Below are 17299 nucleotides of genomic sequence, written 5' to 3'. Positions count from 1 at the left end.
AGCTGCGGGACATGAAAATCGAGAATCAGGCCTTCTACAGCGGGCCCAATGTGTGGCACACCAGCTCAGGCGTCCTGTTGATTCTTTCGTTGGATGCATCCGACAGGGACCGCTTCGACTGGAAGCCGACCACGGAACAAGCAGGGGCAATGCTCACCCGGATTTGCCATGCGATGCGGGTGGTGGACGAGTCCAGCGGCTTGACGCGACCCGAGCGCCTTGTCCAGTCTCCTGTGCCGCTGCTCGCCCTGATGGTTGCAACCACCCGATACCTGATCGACGACCGTTGCCTGCAGCCCCAACCAGCCCGGGTGTTCGCCCGCCAGTCCGGTCGGATGCGCGTCTTCCAGCCTTGCGACGACGCGGCCGTTGGCGCCGCCGCGTGGCAACTGGCGATGGAGGCCGCGCAGCTGCTGCTGCCGATCGACAAGACACCGCCCGGCGCCGGAAAACTGCTGCGCGAGCGCTACTGGCACTACCGCCGTACGGTGCGTGAGCATGGCCTGAACCAGACGACGATCACGCTCGCGCGCGAGGCGCTGCGACGGGGGATCCCGGTGCAGCGGCTGGCGGCTGCCAGCCAGTTCGTTCAGCTCGGGCAAGGCTGCCATCTCCAGCGGATCAACGAGACCGACACCGATCGCGGCAGCAGCCTGGCCCGCTGGCTGTCCAAGGACAAGTTCGCCACGGCCACCATCCTTGGTGCCAATGGCGTGCCCACACCGCAACCGACGGTGGTGGGCTCGGCCGACGAGGCGGTGCGGGCATGGCGCGCGCTCAACCAGCCGGTTGTGGTCAAGCCCAGGTCATCGAGCAAAGGGCTGGGTGTCACCGTCGGTGCTGGGACCGAAGAGGCCGTGCGCGCAGCATACAAGGTGGCCGTGGCCGCCAAGGGCAGTGGTGTCATTGTCGAGCGGGTGATCCACGGTCACGATTACCGCCTGCTGGTGGTCGATGGCAAGCTGGTCGCAGCTGGCAAACGGGTGCCGGCTCACGTGATCGGCGACGGGAAGCAATCGGTCGAAGACCTGATCGCCGCACTCAACCTCGATCCGCGCAGGGGCCTGCCGTTCGAGCGATTGATGGAACTGGTCTCGATAGACGATGAGGCACGCCTGCACATCGAAGCGGCCGGCCTAACGCTGCAAGGCGTTCCGCAAGCCGGTCGCGTTGTGATGTTGCGTGGCGCCGCGAACATGTCGCGCGGCGGGACCGCGCAGGACGTGACACCTCTCGTGCATCCGGACAATAGCACGATGATTGAACGCGCAGCCCGGCTGGTCGGTGTCGACATCACAGGCATCGACTTCATGTCGCCGGATATCGGCCAGTCATGGCGCAAGACCGGTGGCGCGATCCTGGAGGTCAACGGCGTGCCGGGCCTGCGCGTGCACATGGCGTCGAACCCCGCGCAGAACGTGGCAGCGCCGATGCTGGACTATCTCTTTCCGGGCGGGGCCGATGGGCGAATCCCGACCGCAGGCATCACCGGCAGTGTCGGCAAGACGACGACCACCCGGCTGGTCGCAGCGATCCTCGCCCAACACGGCCTGGCCGTGGGCATCTGCACGACGCAAGGCACATTTGTCGACGGCTATCGCGTCAAGGACCGGGACTCGGCCGGTGGCACGAGCGCCAACAAGCTCATGCAAGACCCGAGTGTGCAGGCAGGTGCGTTTGAATTCGCGCGCGGCGGTCTCGTGAAATTCGGCATGGCGCTGGACCACATCGACGTGGGTGCCGTGCTGAACATTCACGACAACCACCTGGGTATCGACGGCGTGAAGACTCGCGAGGATCTTGCGACGGTCAAGCGCCTTGTCGTGCAGAACGCGCGAAAGCTCGCGGTGCTCAACGCAGACGAGCCCCTGTGCCTGGCGATGCGCGAGCACATCCGTGCGCCGGTTTGCCTGTTCACCGAAGACGCGGCCAACCCGGAGGTCGCAGGTCATATCGCCGCTGGCGGACTTGCAGCCGTCCTCGTGGGCCGGGGGCGTGCTGCGGTGATCCGGCTCGTGCAGGGAACAGGCGTGATTGGCGAGCTGGCCGCGACCGACCTGCCCGCATCCTGGGGCGGTTCGTATCGGCCGGCGCTGGTAACGGCGATGGTGGCCGCCGCCCTCGCACACGGGCTCGGTGTGCCGTTCGCAACGATTCGCACGGCCCTGACTTCGTTCCAGTCCGAGCGCCGTTCCAACCCGGGCCGCATGAACTTCATCGAGGGCCTGCCGTTCCGCTTCCTCTTGACCTGGTCGGATGGCGCCGAGTCGATCCGCGAGCTTTCGCAGTTCGTGAAGTCACTGCCGGTCAAGGGCCGCAAGCGCCTCATGTATTGCGCTGTCGGCAACCGAAGCGACGACTTCCTGATGGCGATGGGCGGCGCTGCAGCGGGCGCTTTCGATCAATACATCTGCTCCGACTGGGAAGACCGGCGTGGGCGTGAGCCTGGGGCTGTCGCGCAATTGCTGGCGCGCGGCCTGGATCGCGCAGGCGTGGCTCGCGACGCGATCCATGTGACTGCCGAACATGAAGAGGCGCTTCGCATGGCCTTTGATTCATCGCAGGAAGGTGACTTGCTGGTTGTTGCATCATTCATCAGTGCGCAAGCGCAAAGCAAGATCAACGCGCTGGCCAATATCGAACTATGAACCCTGATGCCGAAAAACTCTGGCGAGGACCGCGATGGTCGCTTGCCGCCCTGCTCGCCGTGCTGGGCATGCTGGGCCCGTTCTCGATCGACACCTACCTGCCCGCTTTCGCGGGCATCGCCAAGGCGCTGAATGCGACGCCGGTCGAGATGCAGCAGACACTTTCTGCTTACCTGTTCGGCTTTGCGTTCATGAATGCCTTTCACGGGGCGCTGTCCGACAGTTTCGGCAGGCGGCCGGTCGTGCTGTGGGGCATCGCGGTGTTCACCATCGCTTCAGCCGGGTGCGCGTTGTCGCAGAGCATCACGCAACTGGTTTTCTTTCGCGCGCTGCAGGGCCTGTCGACCGGCGCGGGAATGGTTGTTTCGCGTGCGGTGATCCGGGACATGTTCCCGCCGCAGCAGGCGCAAAAGGTGATGAGCCAGGTGACGATCTATTTCGGCGTGGCGCCAGCGCTTGCCCCCATCATCGGCGGCTGGCTTTTTGTTCACCTCGACTGGCACAGCATCTTCTGGTTTTTGACCGGGGTCGGCGTGCTGCTTGGCGTCGCCAACTGGCGGCTGCTGCCCGAGACGCTTCATGAATCGCACAAGCAGCCCTTCAATGCCCGCAACCTCATGCAGGGCTACTGGCAACTCACATCCGACATGCGGTTCCTGTTGCTGGCGGTGGCGTCGGGCATTCCGTTCAACGGCATGTTTTTATATGTGCTGAGCGCCCCCGCCTTTCTGGGCGACCACCTGGGCCTGCAACCCACCCAGTTCTTCTGGTTCTTCCTGATCACCATCTCGGGGATCATGGGCGGCGCGTTTATCAGCGGACGGCTGGCGGGCCGCATCACGCCTCGCCGACAGATAAGGCTGGGCTTTGCCATCATGTTCGTGGTGTCGATTGCCAACGTGGCGGCCAACTGGTTCTTCAAGCCTCATGCGGGCTGGGCCATGGTGCCGGTTGCACTCTTTGCCTTCGGCTGGTCTCTGATGGTGCCGGTGGTGACGCTGCTGGTGCTGGACATGTACCCGCAGCGGCGCGGCATGGCTTCGTCGCTGCTGTCGGTGATAGGCGCAACGGCCAACGGCGTGGTGGCGGGAGCGATCGCGCCTATGGTCATGCATTCGCCGCTGGCACTGGCTGTCACGTCACTGCTGATGATGAGCGTGGGGTTGGTCGCCTGGATGGCGGTTCACCGGCTGTGGCCGGACACCGGCCGCACCATGACCGCCGAGAGCTGAGGCACCCCGGCCGGCGCCAGGCTAGTTTCCCGGTCGCGATTTCCGCCGGTTTTTCCGCGTTCTGTCGGCTGCCCGTGCAGTTCGTCGCATGAAGCGTGACCGGAAAGTTTTCACTTCGGATAATGCGCTGCATAAAAACCGGAGGTGCTGTGCGGCTCGTTCTCTTCCTGACCCTGTCCCTGACTCTGGCCCTTGCCGGGTGCGATCGCGCCAGCAAGGCTGCCGAAAATTCGGCCCCACCGCCCAGGCTGCTGATCGCGCCAGAAGACGTTGTGACCGTGCGTCCGCTGGCCGTGTCATCGGGCCCGCTGATCACCGGCACCATCCAGCCCGATCGCAAGGCAGACCTGCGCGCAGAGATTTCGGCGGTGGTGCTCGCGGTGTTGAAGGAAAACGGGCAGCCGGTGAAGAAAGGCGACCTGCTGGTTCGGCTGGATGACACCGCGATTCGCGACAGCGTCATCTCGGCGCAGGAAGCGCAGCGAACCGCGGGGCAGGCGTTCGAGCAGGCCGAGCGCCAGTTCCAGCGGCTTTCCACGCTTCGCGCTTCGGGCATGGTTTCGGCGCAGCAGATGGAAGACGCCGAGATCCGCCGCAACACCACACAAAGCGACCTGTCGGCAGCCAGGGCGCGCATGGTACAGGCCAGGCAGCAACTGCAGCGCACCGAAGCGCGAGCACCGTTTGATGGCCTCGTGAGCGATCGCAAGGTCTCGGCAGGCGATACCGTGCAGGTCGGCAAGGAACTGGTGAAGGTGATCGACCCGGCGCACCTGCGCTTCGAGGGGCTGGTTTCTTCTGACGCGTTATCCAGCGTCAAGCCCGGACAGGCTGTGAATTTCCGCGTCAATGGTTGGGGCGCGCAGGAGTTCAATGGCCGCATTCGCCTGGTCGCACCTGCGGCCAACCCGACAACACGGCAGGTCGAGGTGCTGGTCGATATTGAAGGCGCCGTGCCGGCTCGCATGGCTGGGCTCTATGCCGAGGGTCGCATCGAGGCGGCCTCTTCTGTCGCGTTGATGATTCCGTCGTCCTCGGTGGTGCGTGATGGTGAACGCGCTTTCGCGTGGAAAGTCCAGGGGGCGGCGCTGCGCAAGGTAGCGCTCTCGCTGGGCGAACGTGATGTGAGGCGAGGCGACTACGCGGTGCAGTCCGGTGTGGCGGATGGCGACCAGTTGCTGAGGCACCCGGTCGCCACGCTCAAGGACGGCCAGTCGGTGAGCAACACGGTGCCAGCGGGTGGTTCGGCTGCGTCGGCTTCGGCTGCTGCTTCGGCTCCCATCGTTCGCTAAGGGGCACCGCCATGTTCCTTTCCGATTTCAGCATCAAGCGGCCTGTCGTCACCATCGTCATCGTGATGGCATTGATGGCGCTGGGCCTGCTGGCCCTGGGCAAATTGCGCGTCAACGAAATCCCCGATGTGCAGCAACCGGTGCTGGTGGTGAACATCGCCTACCCCGGTGCTTCGCCGGAGACGGTCGAGCGCGAGGTGATCAATCGCATCGAAAAATCGCTGCAGAGCGTGACGGGTGTGTACGAGATTCGCGCGACGGCCAAGGACAGCAGCGCGCAGTTCGTGATCTTCTTCAACTTCAGGAAGAACATGATCGAGGCGAGCGACGAAGTGCGCAACGCGATCGCGACCGTGCGCTACAAGCTGCCGGTGGAGATGCGCGAACCGGTGCTGATTCGCGTCGATCCGAATTCCAATCCGATCATGAACCTGGCGCTGTCTTCGACGAAACAGACGCAGGCCGAGATCTCGCGCATGGCCGAAGACCAGCTGTCGGATCGCCTGCGCGGGATTGAAGGCGTGGCGACCGTCGAGGTCAACGGCGCGCTGAAACGCGAGCTGTCGATCCTGCTGCAGTCCGATCGCATGCGGGCCTACAACGTGGGGATCGGTGATGTGATCGCTGCCGTGCAGGGCGCCAATACCAATGCGCCAGTGGGCCGCATCGTGGGCCCGCTGAAGGACCAGAGCATTCGCCTGATCGGGCGCATCGAGTCGCCTTCGGAGTTCGGCCAGATCATCGTCAAGCGGCAAGGCGAGCAGGTGGTGAGGCTCGCGCAGGTCGCGCAGACGGTTGACGGGTTTGCCGAGCGCAACAGCTTCAGCCTGAGGAGCGCAAACCCGAACGTTGGCCTGTACGTGACACGCGCGCGCGATGCGAGCACGGTGTCCGTCGCCAATGCCGTGCGTGCCATGGTCGCGGAAATCAACAAGACACTGCCCGAAGGCACGCGACTGGATGTCACTTACGACGGTGGGGAAGGCGCACAGGACAACCTGAACAACGTGATCCACGCGCTGTCGCTTGGAGCTGTGCTCACGATTGCGGTCGTGTTCGTTTTCCTGAACTCGTGGCGTTCCACACTGATCACCGCGCTGTCGCTGCCGACTTCGGCAATCGCAGCCTTCATCGCGGTGTGGCTGTGTGGTTTCACGCTCAACTTCATGACGCTGCTAGGGCTGTCGCTGGCCATCGGCGTGCTGATCGACGATGCCATCGTCGTGCGGGAAAACATCGTGCGCCACATGGAACGCGGCGCCGACCGGATGACGGCGGCTCGCGCCGGCACTGCCGAGATCGGCATGGCCGTGGCGGCGACCACTTTCTCGATCATCGCGATCTTCATCCCCGTCGCGTTCATGCCCGGTGTGGCCGGCGAATGGTTCAGGCCGTTCGCGCTGACCGTCGCCTGCTCGGTGATGGTGAGCCTGTTCATTTCCTTCACGCTGGACCCGATGCTGTCTGCGTATTGGGGCGACCCGATCGGCTACCACCATGCGCAAAACCGCAGCCGGCTCTCCGTCGTGCTGCGAAGGTTCAATGACTGGTTCGACCACCAGGCGGACCGGTACGGCGACGTGATCGCCTGGGCATTGCACCACCGTCGCTGGATGGCCGTCGCTGCCATCGCAAGCCTGGCAGCCGCGGCGGGTCTGCATGCTGCGTTCGGGGGGCAGAGTTTTCTGCCGGTCTCCGATTCGGACGTGATCGCCATCGAGGTGCGCACACCGTCGTCGGCGAGCCTGGAGTACACGCGGCTCAAGGTCGAGAAAGCGGCCGAGCTCGCGCGCACGATGCCCGAAACGATCGCAACGAACAGCCGCGTGAACATCGGCGGCGGACGTGTGTACGTGGACATCGGCAAGACCACGTCTCGCGATCGCACATCCCAGAAGATTGCGGTGGACCTGCGCAAGCTGATGGCGCAACTGGTGGGCGCCGAGTATGTGGTGCTCGACGACATGAACAACGGCGCGCGCAAGCCGGTCGAAATCCGTTTCTACGGAACCGATACGCGCACACTGCTGGACATCACGAATGCATTCATGGTGCGTATGCGAACTATTCCGGGGGCCGTCGATGTGGGGCTGTCCGAGTTGAGCCCGAAGGATGAACTTCGTATCGAGATGAATCGGGGGCTCGCCAATTCGCTGGGCATTTCGGTCAACGACGCTGCGCAGGCGCTGCGCGTTGCATTCGCAGGCGTCGAAGTCGGCGACTGGATCGACCCCGCAGGCCAGGCCCGCGATGTTGCGGTGAGGCTGGATCCGGCCCATCGCGTCGATTCGGAAAACATAGAACGCCTTCCTATCGTCGTGCCGGGGACCAACATGGTGGTGCCACTGAACCAGATCGCCACCGTGAGCATGGGCGTTGGGCCCGCGCAGATCCAGCACCTGAACGGGCGCCGAATGATTGCGGTTTCCGCCAATGCGCAGGGCCGCGCATCGGGCGACGTGACCAAGGACGCGCTCGCGCTGGCCAAGTCGCTCGACTTTCCGGCCGGTTATGGCGTTGAGCTCGGCGGCGCGGGGAAAGACCAGAAGGAAGTGTTCTCCGCGATGCTCACGGCCCTCATCATGGGCGTGGGCTGCATGTACCTGATCCTGGTGATGCAGTTCGGCTCGTTCACTGCGCCGTTGGGCGTGATGGTGTCGCTGCCGCTTTCGCTGATCGGTGTGGTGATCGCACTGGTCATCACCCGGTCAACGATCAACCTGATGAGCTTCATCGGCATCATCATGCTGATGGGACTGGTCGCCAAGAACGCCATCTTGCTGCTGGATGCGGCACGCAAGCGCGAAGCCGATGGGGAGGATCGCGAGACGGCGTTGATGGCGGCGGGCCGCAGCCGCTTGCGCCCTATCCTGATGACAACGTTCGCGTTGATCGCGGGCATGCTGCCGGTGGCGATCGGCATCGGAGAAGGGGGTGATTTCTACCGGCCGATGGCGATTGCCATCATCGGCGGCACGATCACATCGACCTTCCTGACCTTGCTGGTGGTGCCTGCCTTCTACGACAGCATCGAGATCGCGCGCGATCGCATGCTGGCCAAGTTCCACCGACGAACTGGAAGCCACAACACGGTCGTTGCTTTCGGCCTGACGATGGTCGAGGCGCTTCTCGCCCTCACGATGGTCAGGGGCTTGTACCGAGCTGTGGCGATGAGGTTTGCGCGACGCGCAGCTGCGTAACCGACCAAGGCGAAACACGCGCACAAAAAAAGGGCAGCCCTCAGGCTGCCCTTTTCTCATGAGGTGATCCGACTGCTTAGTTCGCGGCCTTGTACGGACGCTTCTTCACGTCGCGCGGAACGAACACCTTGCCGCCGTTGCCAGGCTTGGCTGGCTTGGCGAACGAAGGGCTGCGGGGGGCTGCGAAATCGCCGCGTGCGGCAAAGCTTTCACCACGGCGCTGACCGTTCACAAAGCCTTCGTTGAAACCCGTCTTGCGAGCGTAGCCGTCATCGTTGCCGCCGCGAAAGCCACCGCCGGCACCGCCGCCGCCGCCACCGCTGTTGCGCTGGTCGAAGCCGCCGCCGCCGCGTGGGCCGCCGAACTTGCGATCGCGCGAATGGTTTTCACGCGGACCGCGGTCGGAAAAATTGCCTGGCGGGCGACCCTGGGGTGCGCGCTGCTGCGGCTCGAGGCCAGGAATCACTTCCGGCTTGAACTGCTGCTTGCTGTAGGCCTCGATGTCGAAGATCTTGCGGCGATCACGGAATTCGGCGAACGTGATGGCCAGGCCATCGCGACCGGCGCGGCCCGTGCGGCCAATGCGGTGGGTGTAGTCCTCAGCCTTCATCGGCAGGCCGAAGTTGAAGACGTGAGTGATGGTTGGAACGTCGATGCCACGAGCGGCAACGTCGGTCGCCACCAGGATCTGAACGTGGCCCTGGCGCAGCGCCATCAGGCGGCGGTTACGCAGACCCTGATTGAGCGCGCCATGCAAGGCAACCGCATCAAAGCCCGCTTGCTGCAGGTCGTTGGCGAGCCCGTCGCACTCGATCTGCGTGCTGGCAAAAACGATAGCCTGGTTGATGGTCGTGTCGCGAAGCCAGTGGTCGAGCAGCTTGCGCTTGTGTTGTGCGTTGTCGGCCCAGAACAGGACCTGCTTGATGTTGACGTGCTTGTCTTGCGGCGAGTCCACCTGGATCTTGCGCGGCTGGCGCATCACGCGCGAGGCCAGCTGCTGGATGCGCGGCGCGAAAGTGGCGCTGAACATCATGGTCTGCTTGCGTTCGATGGTGAGCTGGTTGACTTCGGCGAGGTCATCGGCAAAGCCCAGGTCGAGCATGCGATCGCCTTCATCGACGACCAGGAACTGCACCTTGTCCAGTTTGATCTGCATCGAACGCTGCAGGTCGAGCAGTCGGCCCGGCGTTGCGACGACGAGGTCGGCGTTTTGCAGGCGTGCGAGCTGGAGCTGGTAAGGCATGCCGCCCACCACATTGGCAATGCGCAGGCCACGGCAGTGGCGAACGAGATCAATGGCGTCGTTGGCGACCTGCTGCGCGAGTTCGCGGGTTGGGCACAGGATCAGCGCGCCAGGGGTAGCGGGCTTGAAGTTGCGCGAGCTGGTGGGGTCGAGACGCTTGGGGCGCTTGGGCGCCGGCTCACCCTTGGCGAGTGCTTCAGCCGTGAGGCGCTCGAACTCGGCCTTGGAGTTGGCTTCTGCCTCAGCTTGTTGCTTGAGCAGCGTATGAAGGACGGGCAGCAGAAACGCTGCTGTCTTGCCGCTACCGGTCTGGCTGGAGACCATCAGGTCGATGTAGGCTGCCGCTTCGTCATCGGAAGGCAGGGCCAGGGGAATGGTTTGTTCTTGCACGGTCGTCGGCTGTGTGAAGCCGAGTTCAGCGATCGCAAGCATCAGTTCGGGCGCGAGGCCCAGCTTGATGAAGCCGTTGGGAACGGGTTGCGCTGCGGCTTCAGTTGCTTCCACTGCTTGCACAGTGCCGGCATCAAAAGCGGCGGTGTCCAGGATTTCGGCAGGCGCAAAGTCGCCCTGCACTTCAAAAGTGTCGGTCATGTATTGGTTCTCACACGATCGCATCGGCAAGGTGCCGATGGCGTCGTCAATGGTTAAAAAACATCAACCATCAAACGACTGCAAGGCCTTGGCGACTTCTGCTGTGAAGTCCGGCGCTGGAGGCTTCGATTTGCTGTATCGAGCCGGTGTGTGAAGGAGGATGCACGTTGGCTGCTTTTTGCAGCCGAGCCATCGATTATGGCACGTTCAGGGTTTTCCCGCAACCGCGATGGGTGCTTCGGTTTTCAGAAAGTGCGTCCGGTAGTGAGCGAGCTCGTCAATGGATTCGTGCACGTCCGCCAATGCAGTGTGCTTTTGCTGCTTGCGAAAGGAAGAGTAAATATCGGGACGCCAGCGCTTGGACAATTCCTTGAGTGTGCTGACGTCAATATTGCGATAGTGAAAGAACGCTTCGAGCTTTGGCATGTACTTCACGAGGAAGCGCCTGTCCTGGCTGATGCTGTTGCCGCACATTGGCGTCGAGTTCTTCGGTGCGTATTTCACGAGGAACTCGAGCACTTGAGCCTCGGCCTGCGCTTCAGTGACCGATGAAGCTTTCACCTTGTCGATGAGACCGCTTCGCCCATGCGTGCCCTTGTTCCACGCGTCCATCTTGTCCAGCTGCGCATCGGTCTGGTGGATCACCAGCACAGGTCCCTCGATACGGGGCGTGAGGTCCGGGCCGGTCACGATGACGGCGATTTCAATCAGGCGGTCGGATTCGGGGTCCAGCCCTGTCATCTCGCAATCGAGCCAGATGAGGTTCTGGTCACTTTTGGCCAGGGCAGCAACGGTGGGCAATTCGGTTTCAGGCATGGTTGCGATTGTCGCGCATGACCTAAACTGGAGGAGATGACTGCTTCGACTTCATTCACATTTGCGTTTGCCATTTTTCTGCTTGCAAGCATCGCGCTTCGTTTCTGGCTGGCTACGCGCCAGATCCGTCACGTTGCTCGCCATCGCGCCTTCGTTCCACCTGCATTCGCTGACAAGGTCGGAATTCAAGCGCACCAGAAAGCGGCCGACTACACAGTCGTCAAGACACGCTTTGCGCTGATCGAACTCGCCTTCGGATCTGCGGTCCTGTTGGGCTGGACCTTACTCGGCGGACTCGGCGCAATCAACCAGGTGCTGATGGATTGGCTCGGTGCCGGCCTGCTCCAGCAGGTGGCGCTCTTCGGTGCGTTCACCCTCATTGGCAGCGCAATTTCCCTTCCCTTCACGCTTTACGAAACCTTCGTGATCGAACAGCGTTTTGGCTTCAACAAGATGACGCTGCGCCTGTGGATCGCAGACCTCTTGAAGTCAACGGCACTAGGCATTGCAATCGGCGGTCCCATCCTGGCGCTGGTGCTGTGGGTCATGGGCGCCACCGGCTCGACCTGGTGGGTCTGGGCATGGGCAGTCTGGCTCAGCGTGAGCCTCCTTGCGATGGTTGTGTATCCCATGTTCATCGCGCCCCTGTTCAACAAGTTCGAACCGCTTTCAGACGAAGCCCTGAAGACGCGGGTGACAAACCTGCTCAAGCGCAGCGGATTTACTGCCAAGGGTTTGTTTGTGATGGACGGCAGCAAGCGCAGCGCCCATTCCAACGCTTACTTCACGGGCTTCGGCGCAGCCAAGCGCGTCGTGTTCTATGACACGCTGGTGCAACGACTTTCTCTGGGTGAAATGGATGCGGTGCTTGCGCATGAACTGGGACACTTGAAGCACAAACACCTGGTCAAACGCCTGGCGCTGATCTCGGTGGTTGGGTTTTGCGCCTTTGCGCTGCTCGGCTATCTCTCGACCCAGCCGTGGTTCTACACTGGCCTGGGTGTGCGACCCAATCTTCAGGGGCCGAACGACGCACTGGCGTTGCTGCTGTTCATGCTGGCGCTCCCGGTGTTCTCATTCTTTATCGGTCCGGTGTTCGCACAGTTGTCGCGCAAACACGAATTCGAAGCAGATGCCTACGCGGTCGGCCAGACCAGTGGCGCCGACCTGAGCGCCGCCCTCCTCAAACTGCACGAAGACAACGCATCGACGCTTACGCCGGACCCCGTCTACGTCAAGTTCTATTACTCTCACCCGCCCGCATCGGAGCGGCTCGCACGAATGGCACACGCATGAATACGATGCTCAGGAAAAAAGATTGGTCCTCGCTTGCACGGCGTGCACTCACGGCGACTGAAGTGGTCACGCGCCTGTCAACGGCGCCTGGCTGGAAGTTGACCGGCGATGGCGCCGATGTAGCGATCGAGAAGACCTACACATTCGCCAACTACTACGAGACGATCTCCTTTGTGAACGCGCTGGCATTCATTGCCAACGCGCAAGACCACCATCCGGACCTGTCGGTGCACTACAACCGGTGCGTCGTGCGCTTCAATACGCATGATGTGAAGGGCCTGTCCGAAACCGATTTCGATTGCGCGTTGCTTGTCGATGGGCTGCTGGATGTTTCGGCATGAGGGGCATCCGGTTTGACTGATGGGACCGGTCTTCAAAGCGGGCTTGTCGTCGCAAGCCATGGGCGTCACTGCGTGGTCGAAACGCCCGAAGGCCAGCGCCTGATCTGCCATCCGCGCGGCAAGAAGAGCGCATCTGTCGTCGGCGATCAGGTCCTGTGGCGCGGTTCGCATGACGAAGGCACGATAGAAAAGGTCAAGGAAAGGCGCAACCTTTTCTATCGCCAGGATGAGATTCGCACCAAGTCATTCGCCGCCAATCTCGACCAGGTGTTGATCCTGATCGCCGCCGAGCCGGTGTTTTCCGAGAGCCAACTCGCGCGTGCGCTGATCGCAGCAGAAGCCGAAGGCATCAAGCCCATCATCGCGCTGAACAAAAGCGACCTGGTAGAGCCCTTCGAGAAAGCGTGGGCGCGGCTCCTGCCCTACCAGCGCATGCACTACGGCGTCCTGCCGTTGTCACTGCGGCTGTCCAGCGATGTGGATCGGGAAGTCTTGCTGAAGCACCTGACCGGCAAGACCACGCTCGTGCTCGGCCCATCGGGCGCGGGAAAGAGCACGTTGATCAACCTGCTCGCACCGGGTTCACTCGTGCTGACCCAGGAGATTTCACAGGCACTGAACTCCGGCAAGCACACCACGACGGCGACAACGCTTTACTGGGTGGACAGGGCCGCAGGCACGGCACTGATCGACTCGCCGGGCTTCCAGGAATTTGGGCTGAACCACATCGAGCCGATGCAGCTCGCGCACTGCATGCCCGATCTCAAAGCGCATCTGGGCCACTGCAAGTTCTACAACTGCACCCATCTGCACGAGCCAGGTTGCGACGTGATCGCAGCGGTCATGCATAGCGACAATGAGGTTGGCATTACGCCAAACCGATACCGGATCTACCAGGACCTTTTTGCTGAGCTGTCGCAGCCCGAACGCTACTGAACGACCGCTGCCAGGTTAGCCCAGCAAGCGGGCCAGCGTCAGTAGCGCCAGAAGCACAAGCCACAACACAACAGAGCGCCAGACGAGGCCGACGATGCTTCGCAAATGCCCCACTTCGGCCTCTCGACCCGGTGTGCTTTCGGTGCCCTCTATCGACTGGGCCTCGTCAGCCTGAAACGCCTGTGACGCGTTTGGCGCAGCGGAAGATTTCAGCGCTTCACCCCCAAGCCGCACATTGACGGCGCCAGAGGTTGCCGCCAGGATCACGCCGTCGTTGTCGTCGGGAAAGCGTTGGGCATGATTGCGCCAGTGGTCGATCGCTTCTTCGAAGCTGCCGACGACAGCAAATGCAATCGCCGTTGTTCGCGCAGGGACCCAGTCGATCGCAGCCCATGCGCGCGATGCGGCGGACTGCAACACACCGCTGGCCGGCTGGGCTTCGTTCAGGCTGGGATGCCTCCAGTAACGCGCCACGAACTCCCCCATACGATAGAGCACGGCACCCGCCGGCCCCAATCCGAAGGCAGCAAGCACTGAAAACCAGGCCAGCACCCCAAACACATGACGGTGCGCAGCCAAAACCGAGTATTCGATGACGTGGCGCACTATTTCGCTGCGCGGCAATTCGCGCGCATCGACCTGCTGCCACTGGGCCAGCAGTTCGCGCGCCCTCGCCTCGTCGCCCGCGTCGAGTGCGTCGCGGATGTCAGTGAAGTGATGGCTGAACTGCCTGAATCCCAAGGTCACGTACAGGACCGCAATGCTCCAGAGCACCGCAAACGGCCAACCGACGAACAGCACCAGTGCCCAATGAATCGCGCAAGCGGCAAGGGCCGGCAACAAAACCGCGAGCATCCACGCAATCCAGGCGTGCTGCACAGTGCCCGTGTCGAAATTGCGGCTGACCGAACGCGCCCAGGACCTCAGCGATGCGTGGATCGAATTGTGCCGGGCCAGTGGGCGCACTTGCTCAATCAGCAGCGCGAACACGATGGCAAAAAAGCTCATGCTGCATTTTCACCTGAAAACACGCAAGCATCCTCAACGGCTATGCGATGAGGAACCGGTACAGGTTGCGCAGCATGGCCGCAGTAGCACCCCAGACGAACCGCTCATTGGCGCCATCCATGTAAGCAATCGAAAACCACTCGCGTCTTGCGCCCGCCCATTCCAGTGCATGGCGGCGGTGGTGGTTGGGATTCATCAGGAAGTCGAGCGGGATTTCAAACGCGTCAGCGACCTCGAAGGCGTTGAGTGTGAGCGCGTGGGCGGGATTTACCAACGCCACTACGGGCGTGATGATGAAGCGCGTACCAGCGGTGTAAGTGGGCAGTTGGCCAATCACCTCCACGAGGCCAGGAGCCAGCCCGATTTCTTCCTGGGCTTCACGCAACGCCGTGAATATCTCGTCCGGGTCAGTTGCGTCCTGCTTGCCGCCGGGAAACGCAACTTGCCCGGAGTGCGTTGACAGGTGCGTGCTGCGCTCTGTCAGGAGCACGGTCGGCCTCTCACGCAGAACGATGGGAATGAGCACGGAGGCGCGGGCAGGGTCGCGCTCGGCAAACTGTCGCTCGGACCAGACCTCGGGCTCCCAGTGGGGCGGCGTCAGGAATCTCGCCCGAATCGCCGCCGGCGCCAGTACGTCAGCCGAAATGATGGGCAGATGTGCATCAATCCCGATCACCGGCACCGCACGCGGATCGAAATTGGGCAGCTTCGACAGTGGCGTATCCGGAGGAACCGAATCGAGAGGATTCATGGGTGGGTCAATGAAAAAACCGCCACAAGCACAGGGCCGGCGGCGGTTTTGTCGAAGCGCTTTTGCTTATTCGGCGGCAGCTGCAGGGGTGGCGGTAGCAGCAGCAGGCTTGGCGCCGGGCTTGGTGCGTTGGGCCAGCTTTTCCTTGATGCGAGCCGACTTGCCGCTGCGGTCACGCAGGTAGTACAGCTTGGCGCGACGGACATCGCCACGGCGCTTGACTTCGATGGCTGCAATCAGCGGGCTGTAGGTCTGGAACGTACGCTCCACGCCTTCGCCACTGGAGATCTTGCGGACCGTGAAGCCGCTGTTGAGGCCGCGATTGCGCTTGGCAATCACAACGCCTTCATAGGCCTGCACACGCTTGCGGGTGCCTTCGACGACGTTCACGCTGACGATGACGGTATCGCCGGGGGAGAACTCAGGAATGACCTTGCCGAGTCGGGCAATTTCTTCCTGTTCCAGGGTCTGGATCAGATTCATGATTTACCTATCTGTGATCGTGTCCGGGCGGTTGATGAAGATTTGGTCGCAACCCGTAAGGAGTGCGTGGAACACCTTGGGTATTCCTTTGGATGCCGCGAACAGAGGATCTGGGAAAGCCTTTGATTATAAACAACTTTATCGCAGCTTCGCCAGCGCAGCTTCATCCGCCTTTGAGAGCCTTCCCGCCTCCCGCGCCAGAACGATCAGATCCGGTCGGTTCTTCAACGTGACTTCAAGTCGCCGGTCCCTGCGCCAGCGCTCGATCTGGAGGTGATGGCCCGACATCAACTCCGCCGGAACCTTGACACCCTCCCAGTCTTCGGGCCGGGTGTAATGCGGACAATCGAGCAATCCATCGAGCGCAGGATTGAAGCTGTCGAACTGGTGGCTGCCCTGGTCGCCCAGAACACCAGGCTGCAGACGCGCCACAGAATCGAGCAGCGCCAACGCAGGAATCTCGCCTCCGGACAAGACAAAGTCACCCAGACTCAGTTGAATGTCCACGTAACGGTCAATGAACCGCTGGTCGATTCCTTCGTAGCGGCCACAAACAAGAATGGCGCCCTCGCTTGCAGACCACTGCTCGACACCAGCATGGTCGAGCCTCGACCCGATGGGAGAAAACATCACGACCGGCGCCTTGTCGCTGCGCTCTACACGGATTGCAGTCAGACACTTGGCCAGGGGTTCAGCCAGCATGACCATGCCCGGTCCGCCGCCGAATGGCCGGTCGTCCACACGACGGTAGTTGCCTTCGGAAAAATCGCGCGGATTCCAGAACCGTACGTCGACCAGCTTGCTCTCGAACGCCCTTCGCGTCACCCCTGTTTCCAGGAACGGCGCGAACAGCTCCGGGAACAGGGTGATGACATCGAAGCGCATCTCAGTAGTCCGGCTGCCAGTCGACGGTGATTCGCTTGCCCGGCACGTCAACGGAATCGACGAAAGCAGAGACGAAGGGGATCATGCGTTCCTGCGACTTTCCGGCCTCGTCGAAAGCCAGTACCAGTACGGTCTGTGGACCTGTGGACAACAGCTCGCGCACCTGGCCCAGAGCCACGCCTTCACGGTTGACCACGTCCAGGCCAATGAGGTCGACCCAGTAGTACTCGTCATCTGCTGCGGTTGGAAAGCTCGACCTCGGAATGAAGATCCGTGCACCCTTGAGTGCTTCGGCCGCATCGCGGTCATCCACATCTTGCGCACTGGCAACAACGGTGTCGGAGTGTTCTTTCGCCTCGCGGATGCGCATGAGCACCGTGCCAGAGAAAGTCTTCGCGCCCACCTCGGTGGGTTGCAGATACCAGCGCTTGGATGAAAAAAGCGCTTCCGGGGAAGCGCTATGGGCCAGGACCTTGAACCAGCCCTTGATACCCCATGCATCAAGGATGCGCCCGACTTCGATGGCGTCGGCGGGAAGCTCCGCCGGCTGTAGATCGGGGAATTTCACAGCTGCAAT

General features: G+C 62.2%; 14 protein-coding genes. 7 read left to right on the top strand and 7 right to left on the bottom strand.

Features of this window, described 5'->3' with window-relative positions; translation table 11 throughout:
- The first annotated feature begins 11 nt into the window (after window positions 1-11).
- The 4 genes from AQ12_RS11800 to AQ12_RS11785 all read left to right on the top strand — a co-directional run bounded on the left by AQ12_RS11800 (window position 12) and on the right by AQ12_RS11785 (window position 8372).
- Entirely contained in the window at window positions 12-2648 is a 2637-nt protein-coding gene (locus AQ12_RS11800) for a Mur ligase family protein (protein WP_053076690.1), read from the top strand.
- The gene (locus AQ12_RS11795) at window positions 2645-3880 is read left to right on the top strand and encodes a multidrug effflux MFS transporter (RefSeq protein WP_048440114.1); all 1236 of its coding nucleotides are present in this window, start codon (window positions 2645-2647) and stop codon (window positions 3878-3880) included. Before AQ12_RS11800 ends, AQ12_RS11795 begins: the two co-directional genes overlap by 4 nt.
- Window positions 3881-4029: 149 nt before the next feature.
- Window positions 4030-5172 (top strand): efflux RND transporter periplasmic adaptor subunit, encoded by a 1143-nt coding sequence (locus AQ12_RS11790; RefSeq protein WP_238587708.1) that lies wholly within the window; start codon window positions 4030-4032, stop codon window positions 5170-5172.
- Between the two features lie 11 nt (window positions 5173-5183).
- Window positions 5184-8372 (top strand): efflux RND transporter permease subunit, encoded by a 3189-nt coding sequence (locus tag AQ12_RS11785; protein ID WP_048440112.1) that lies wholly within the window; start codon window positions 5184-5186, stop codon window positions 8370-8372.
- A 76-nt stretch (window positions 8373-8448) separates the two neighbouring features.
- Here the strand turns inward: AQ12_RS11785 and AQ12_RS11780 are convergent, their stop codons facing one another.
- On the bottom strand, window positions 8449-10206 hold the full coding sequence (locus tag AQ12_RS11780) for a DEAD/DEAH box helicase (protein WP_048440111.1): 1758 nt from the start codon (window positions 10204-10206) through the stop codon (window positions 8449-8451).
- A 207-nt stretch (window positions 10207-10413) separates the two neighbouring features.
- The gene (gene orn, locus AQ12_RS11775; protein WP_048440110.1) at window positions 10414-11022 is read right to left on the bottom strand and encodes an oligoribonuclease; all 609 of its coding nucleotides are present in this window, start codon (window positions 11020-11022) and stop codon (window positions 10414-10416) included.
- A 36-nt stretch (window positions 11023-11058) separates the two neighbouring features.
- Between orn and AQ12_RS11770 the strand changes: the two genes are divergently transcribed.
- Genes AQ12_RS11770 through rsgA form a run of 3 tightly spaced genes read left to right on the top strand, consistent with a single transcriptional unit; the run spans window position 11059 to window position 13595 of the window.
- A complete protein-coding gene (locus AQ12_RS11770; protein ID WP_048440109.1) occupies window positions 11059-12318 on the top strand; it encodes a M48 family metallopeptidase in 1260 nt (419 codons plus the stop codon).
- Window positions 12315-12659 carry a 4a-hydroxytetrahydrobiopterin dehydratase gene (locus AQ12_RS11765; protein ID WP_048440108.1) on the top strand — a complete coding sequence of 115 codons (345 nt, stop codon included), beginning with the start codon at window positions 12315-12317 and terminating at the stop codon, window positions 12657-12659. Before AQ12_RS11770 ends, AQ12_RS11765 begins: the two co-directional genes overlap by 4 nt.
- Before the next feature lie 12 nt (window positions 12660-12671).
- A complete protein-coding gene (rsgA, locus tag AQ12_RS11760) occupies window positions 12672-13595 on the top strand; it encodes a ribosome small subunit-dependent GTPase A (RefSeq protein ID WP_048440107.1) in 924 nt (307 codons plus the stop codon).
- Between the two features lie 15 nt (window positions 13596-13610).
- On the opposite strand, the gene AQ12_RS11755 is transcribed toward rsgA, so the two are convergent.
- The 5 genes from AQ12_RS11755 to rimM all read right to left on the bottom strand — a co-directional run bounded on the left by AQ12_RS11755 (window position 13611) and on the right by rimM (window position 17290).
- Entirely contained in the window at window positions 13611-14603 is a 993-nt protein-coding gene (locus AQ12_RS11755; protein ID WP_048440106.1) for a CobD/CbiB family protein, read from the bottom strand.
- 40 nt (window positions 14604-14643) lie between these two features.
- Window positions 14644-15354, bottom strand: coding sequence for a CoA pyrophosphatase (locus tag AQ12_RS11750; protein ID WP_048440105.1), 711 nt, complete (start codon window positions 15352-15354; stop codon window positions 14644-14646).
- A gap of 66 nt (window positions 15355-15420) precedes the next feature.
- Window positions 15421-15837: a 50S ribosomal protein L19 gene (rplS, locus tag AQ12_RS11745; protein ID WP_048440104.1), complete on the bottom strand. Its 417-nt coding sequence runs from the start codon at window positions 15835-15837 to the stop codon at window positions 15421-15423.
- 138 nt (window positions 15838-15975) lie between these two features.
- Window positions 15976-16722 (bottom strand): tRNA (guanosine(37)-N1)-methyltransferase TrmD, encoded by a 747-nt coding sequence (gene trmD, locus AQ12_RS11740; protein WP_048440103.1) that lies wholly within the window; start codon window positions 16720-16722, stop codon window positions 15976-15978.
- A 1-nt stretch (window position 16723) separates the two neighbouring features.
- On the bottom strand, window positions 16724-17290 hold the full coding sequence (gene rimM, locus AQ12_RS11735; RefSeq protein WP_048440102.1) for a ribosome maturation factor RimM: 567 nt from the start codon (window positions 17288-17290) through the stop codon (window positions 16724-16726).
- Window positions 17291-17299 lie beyond the last annotated feature (9 nt).

This window comes from Caenimonas sp. SL110 (genome assembly GCF_001044395.1).
Taxonomy (GTDB): Bacteria; Pseudomonadota; Gammaproteobacteria; order Burkholderiales; family Burkholderiaceae_C; genus Ramlibacter.
The sequence above is the reverse complement of the archived record's forward strand: the minus strand, read 5'-3'. Positions and strand labels throughout refer to the sequence as shown.

Coding starts and splice junctions, on each gene's coding strand:
- trmD (WP_048440103.1), bottom strand. CDS start 16,722: ATGCGCTTCGATGTCATCACCCTGTTCCCGGAGCTGTTCGCGCCGTTC.
- AQ12_RS11785 (WP_048440112.1), top strand. CDS start 5,184: ATGTTCCTTTCCGATTTCAGCATCAAGCGGCCTGTCGTCACCATCGTC.
- AQ12_RS11800 (WP_053076690.1), top strand. CDS start 12: ATGAAAATCGAGAATCAGGCCTTCTACAGCGGGCCCAATGTGTGGCAC.
- AQ12_RS11795 (WP_048440114.1), top strand. CDS start 2,645: ATGAACCCTGATGCCGAAAAACTCTGGCGAGGACCGCGATGGTCGCTT.
- AQ12_RS11770 (WP_048440109.1), top strand. CDS start 11,059: ATGACTGCTTCGACTTCATTCACATTTGCGTTTGCCATTTTTCTGCTT.
- AQ12_RS11750 (WP_048440105.1), bottom strand. CDS start 15,354: ATGAATCCTCTCGATTCGGTTCCTCCGGATACGCCACTGTCGAAGCTG.
- AQ12_RS11780 (WP_048440111.1), bottom strand. CDS start 10,206: ATGACCGACACTTTTGAAGTGCAGGGCGACTTTGCGCCTGCCGAAATC.
- orn (WP_048440110.1), bottom strand. CDS start 11,022: ATGCCTGAAACCGAATTGCCCACCGTTGCTGCCCTGGCCAAAAGTGAC.
- rplS (WP_048440104.1), bottom strand. CDS start 15,837: ATGAATCTGATCCAGACCCTGGAACAGGAAGAAATTGCCCGACTCGGC.
- AQ12_RS11755 (WP_048440106.1), bottom strand. CDS start 14,603: ATGAGCTTTTTTGCCATCGTGTTCGCGCTGCTGATTGAGCAAGTGCGC.
- AQ12_RS11765 (WP_048440108.1), top strand. CDS start 12,315: ATGAATACGATGCTCAGGAAAAAAGATTGGTCCTCGCTTGCACGGCGT.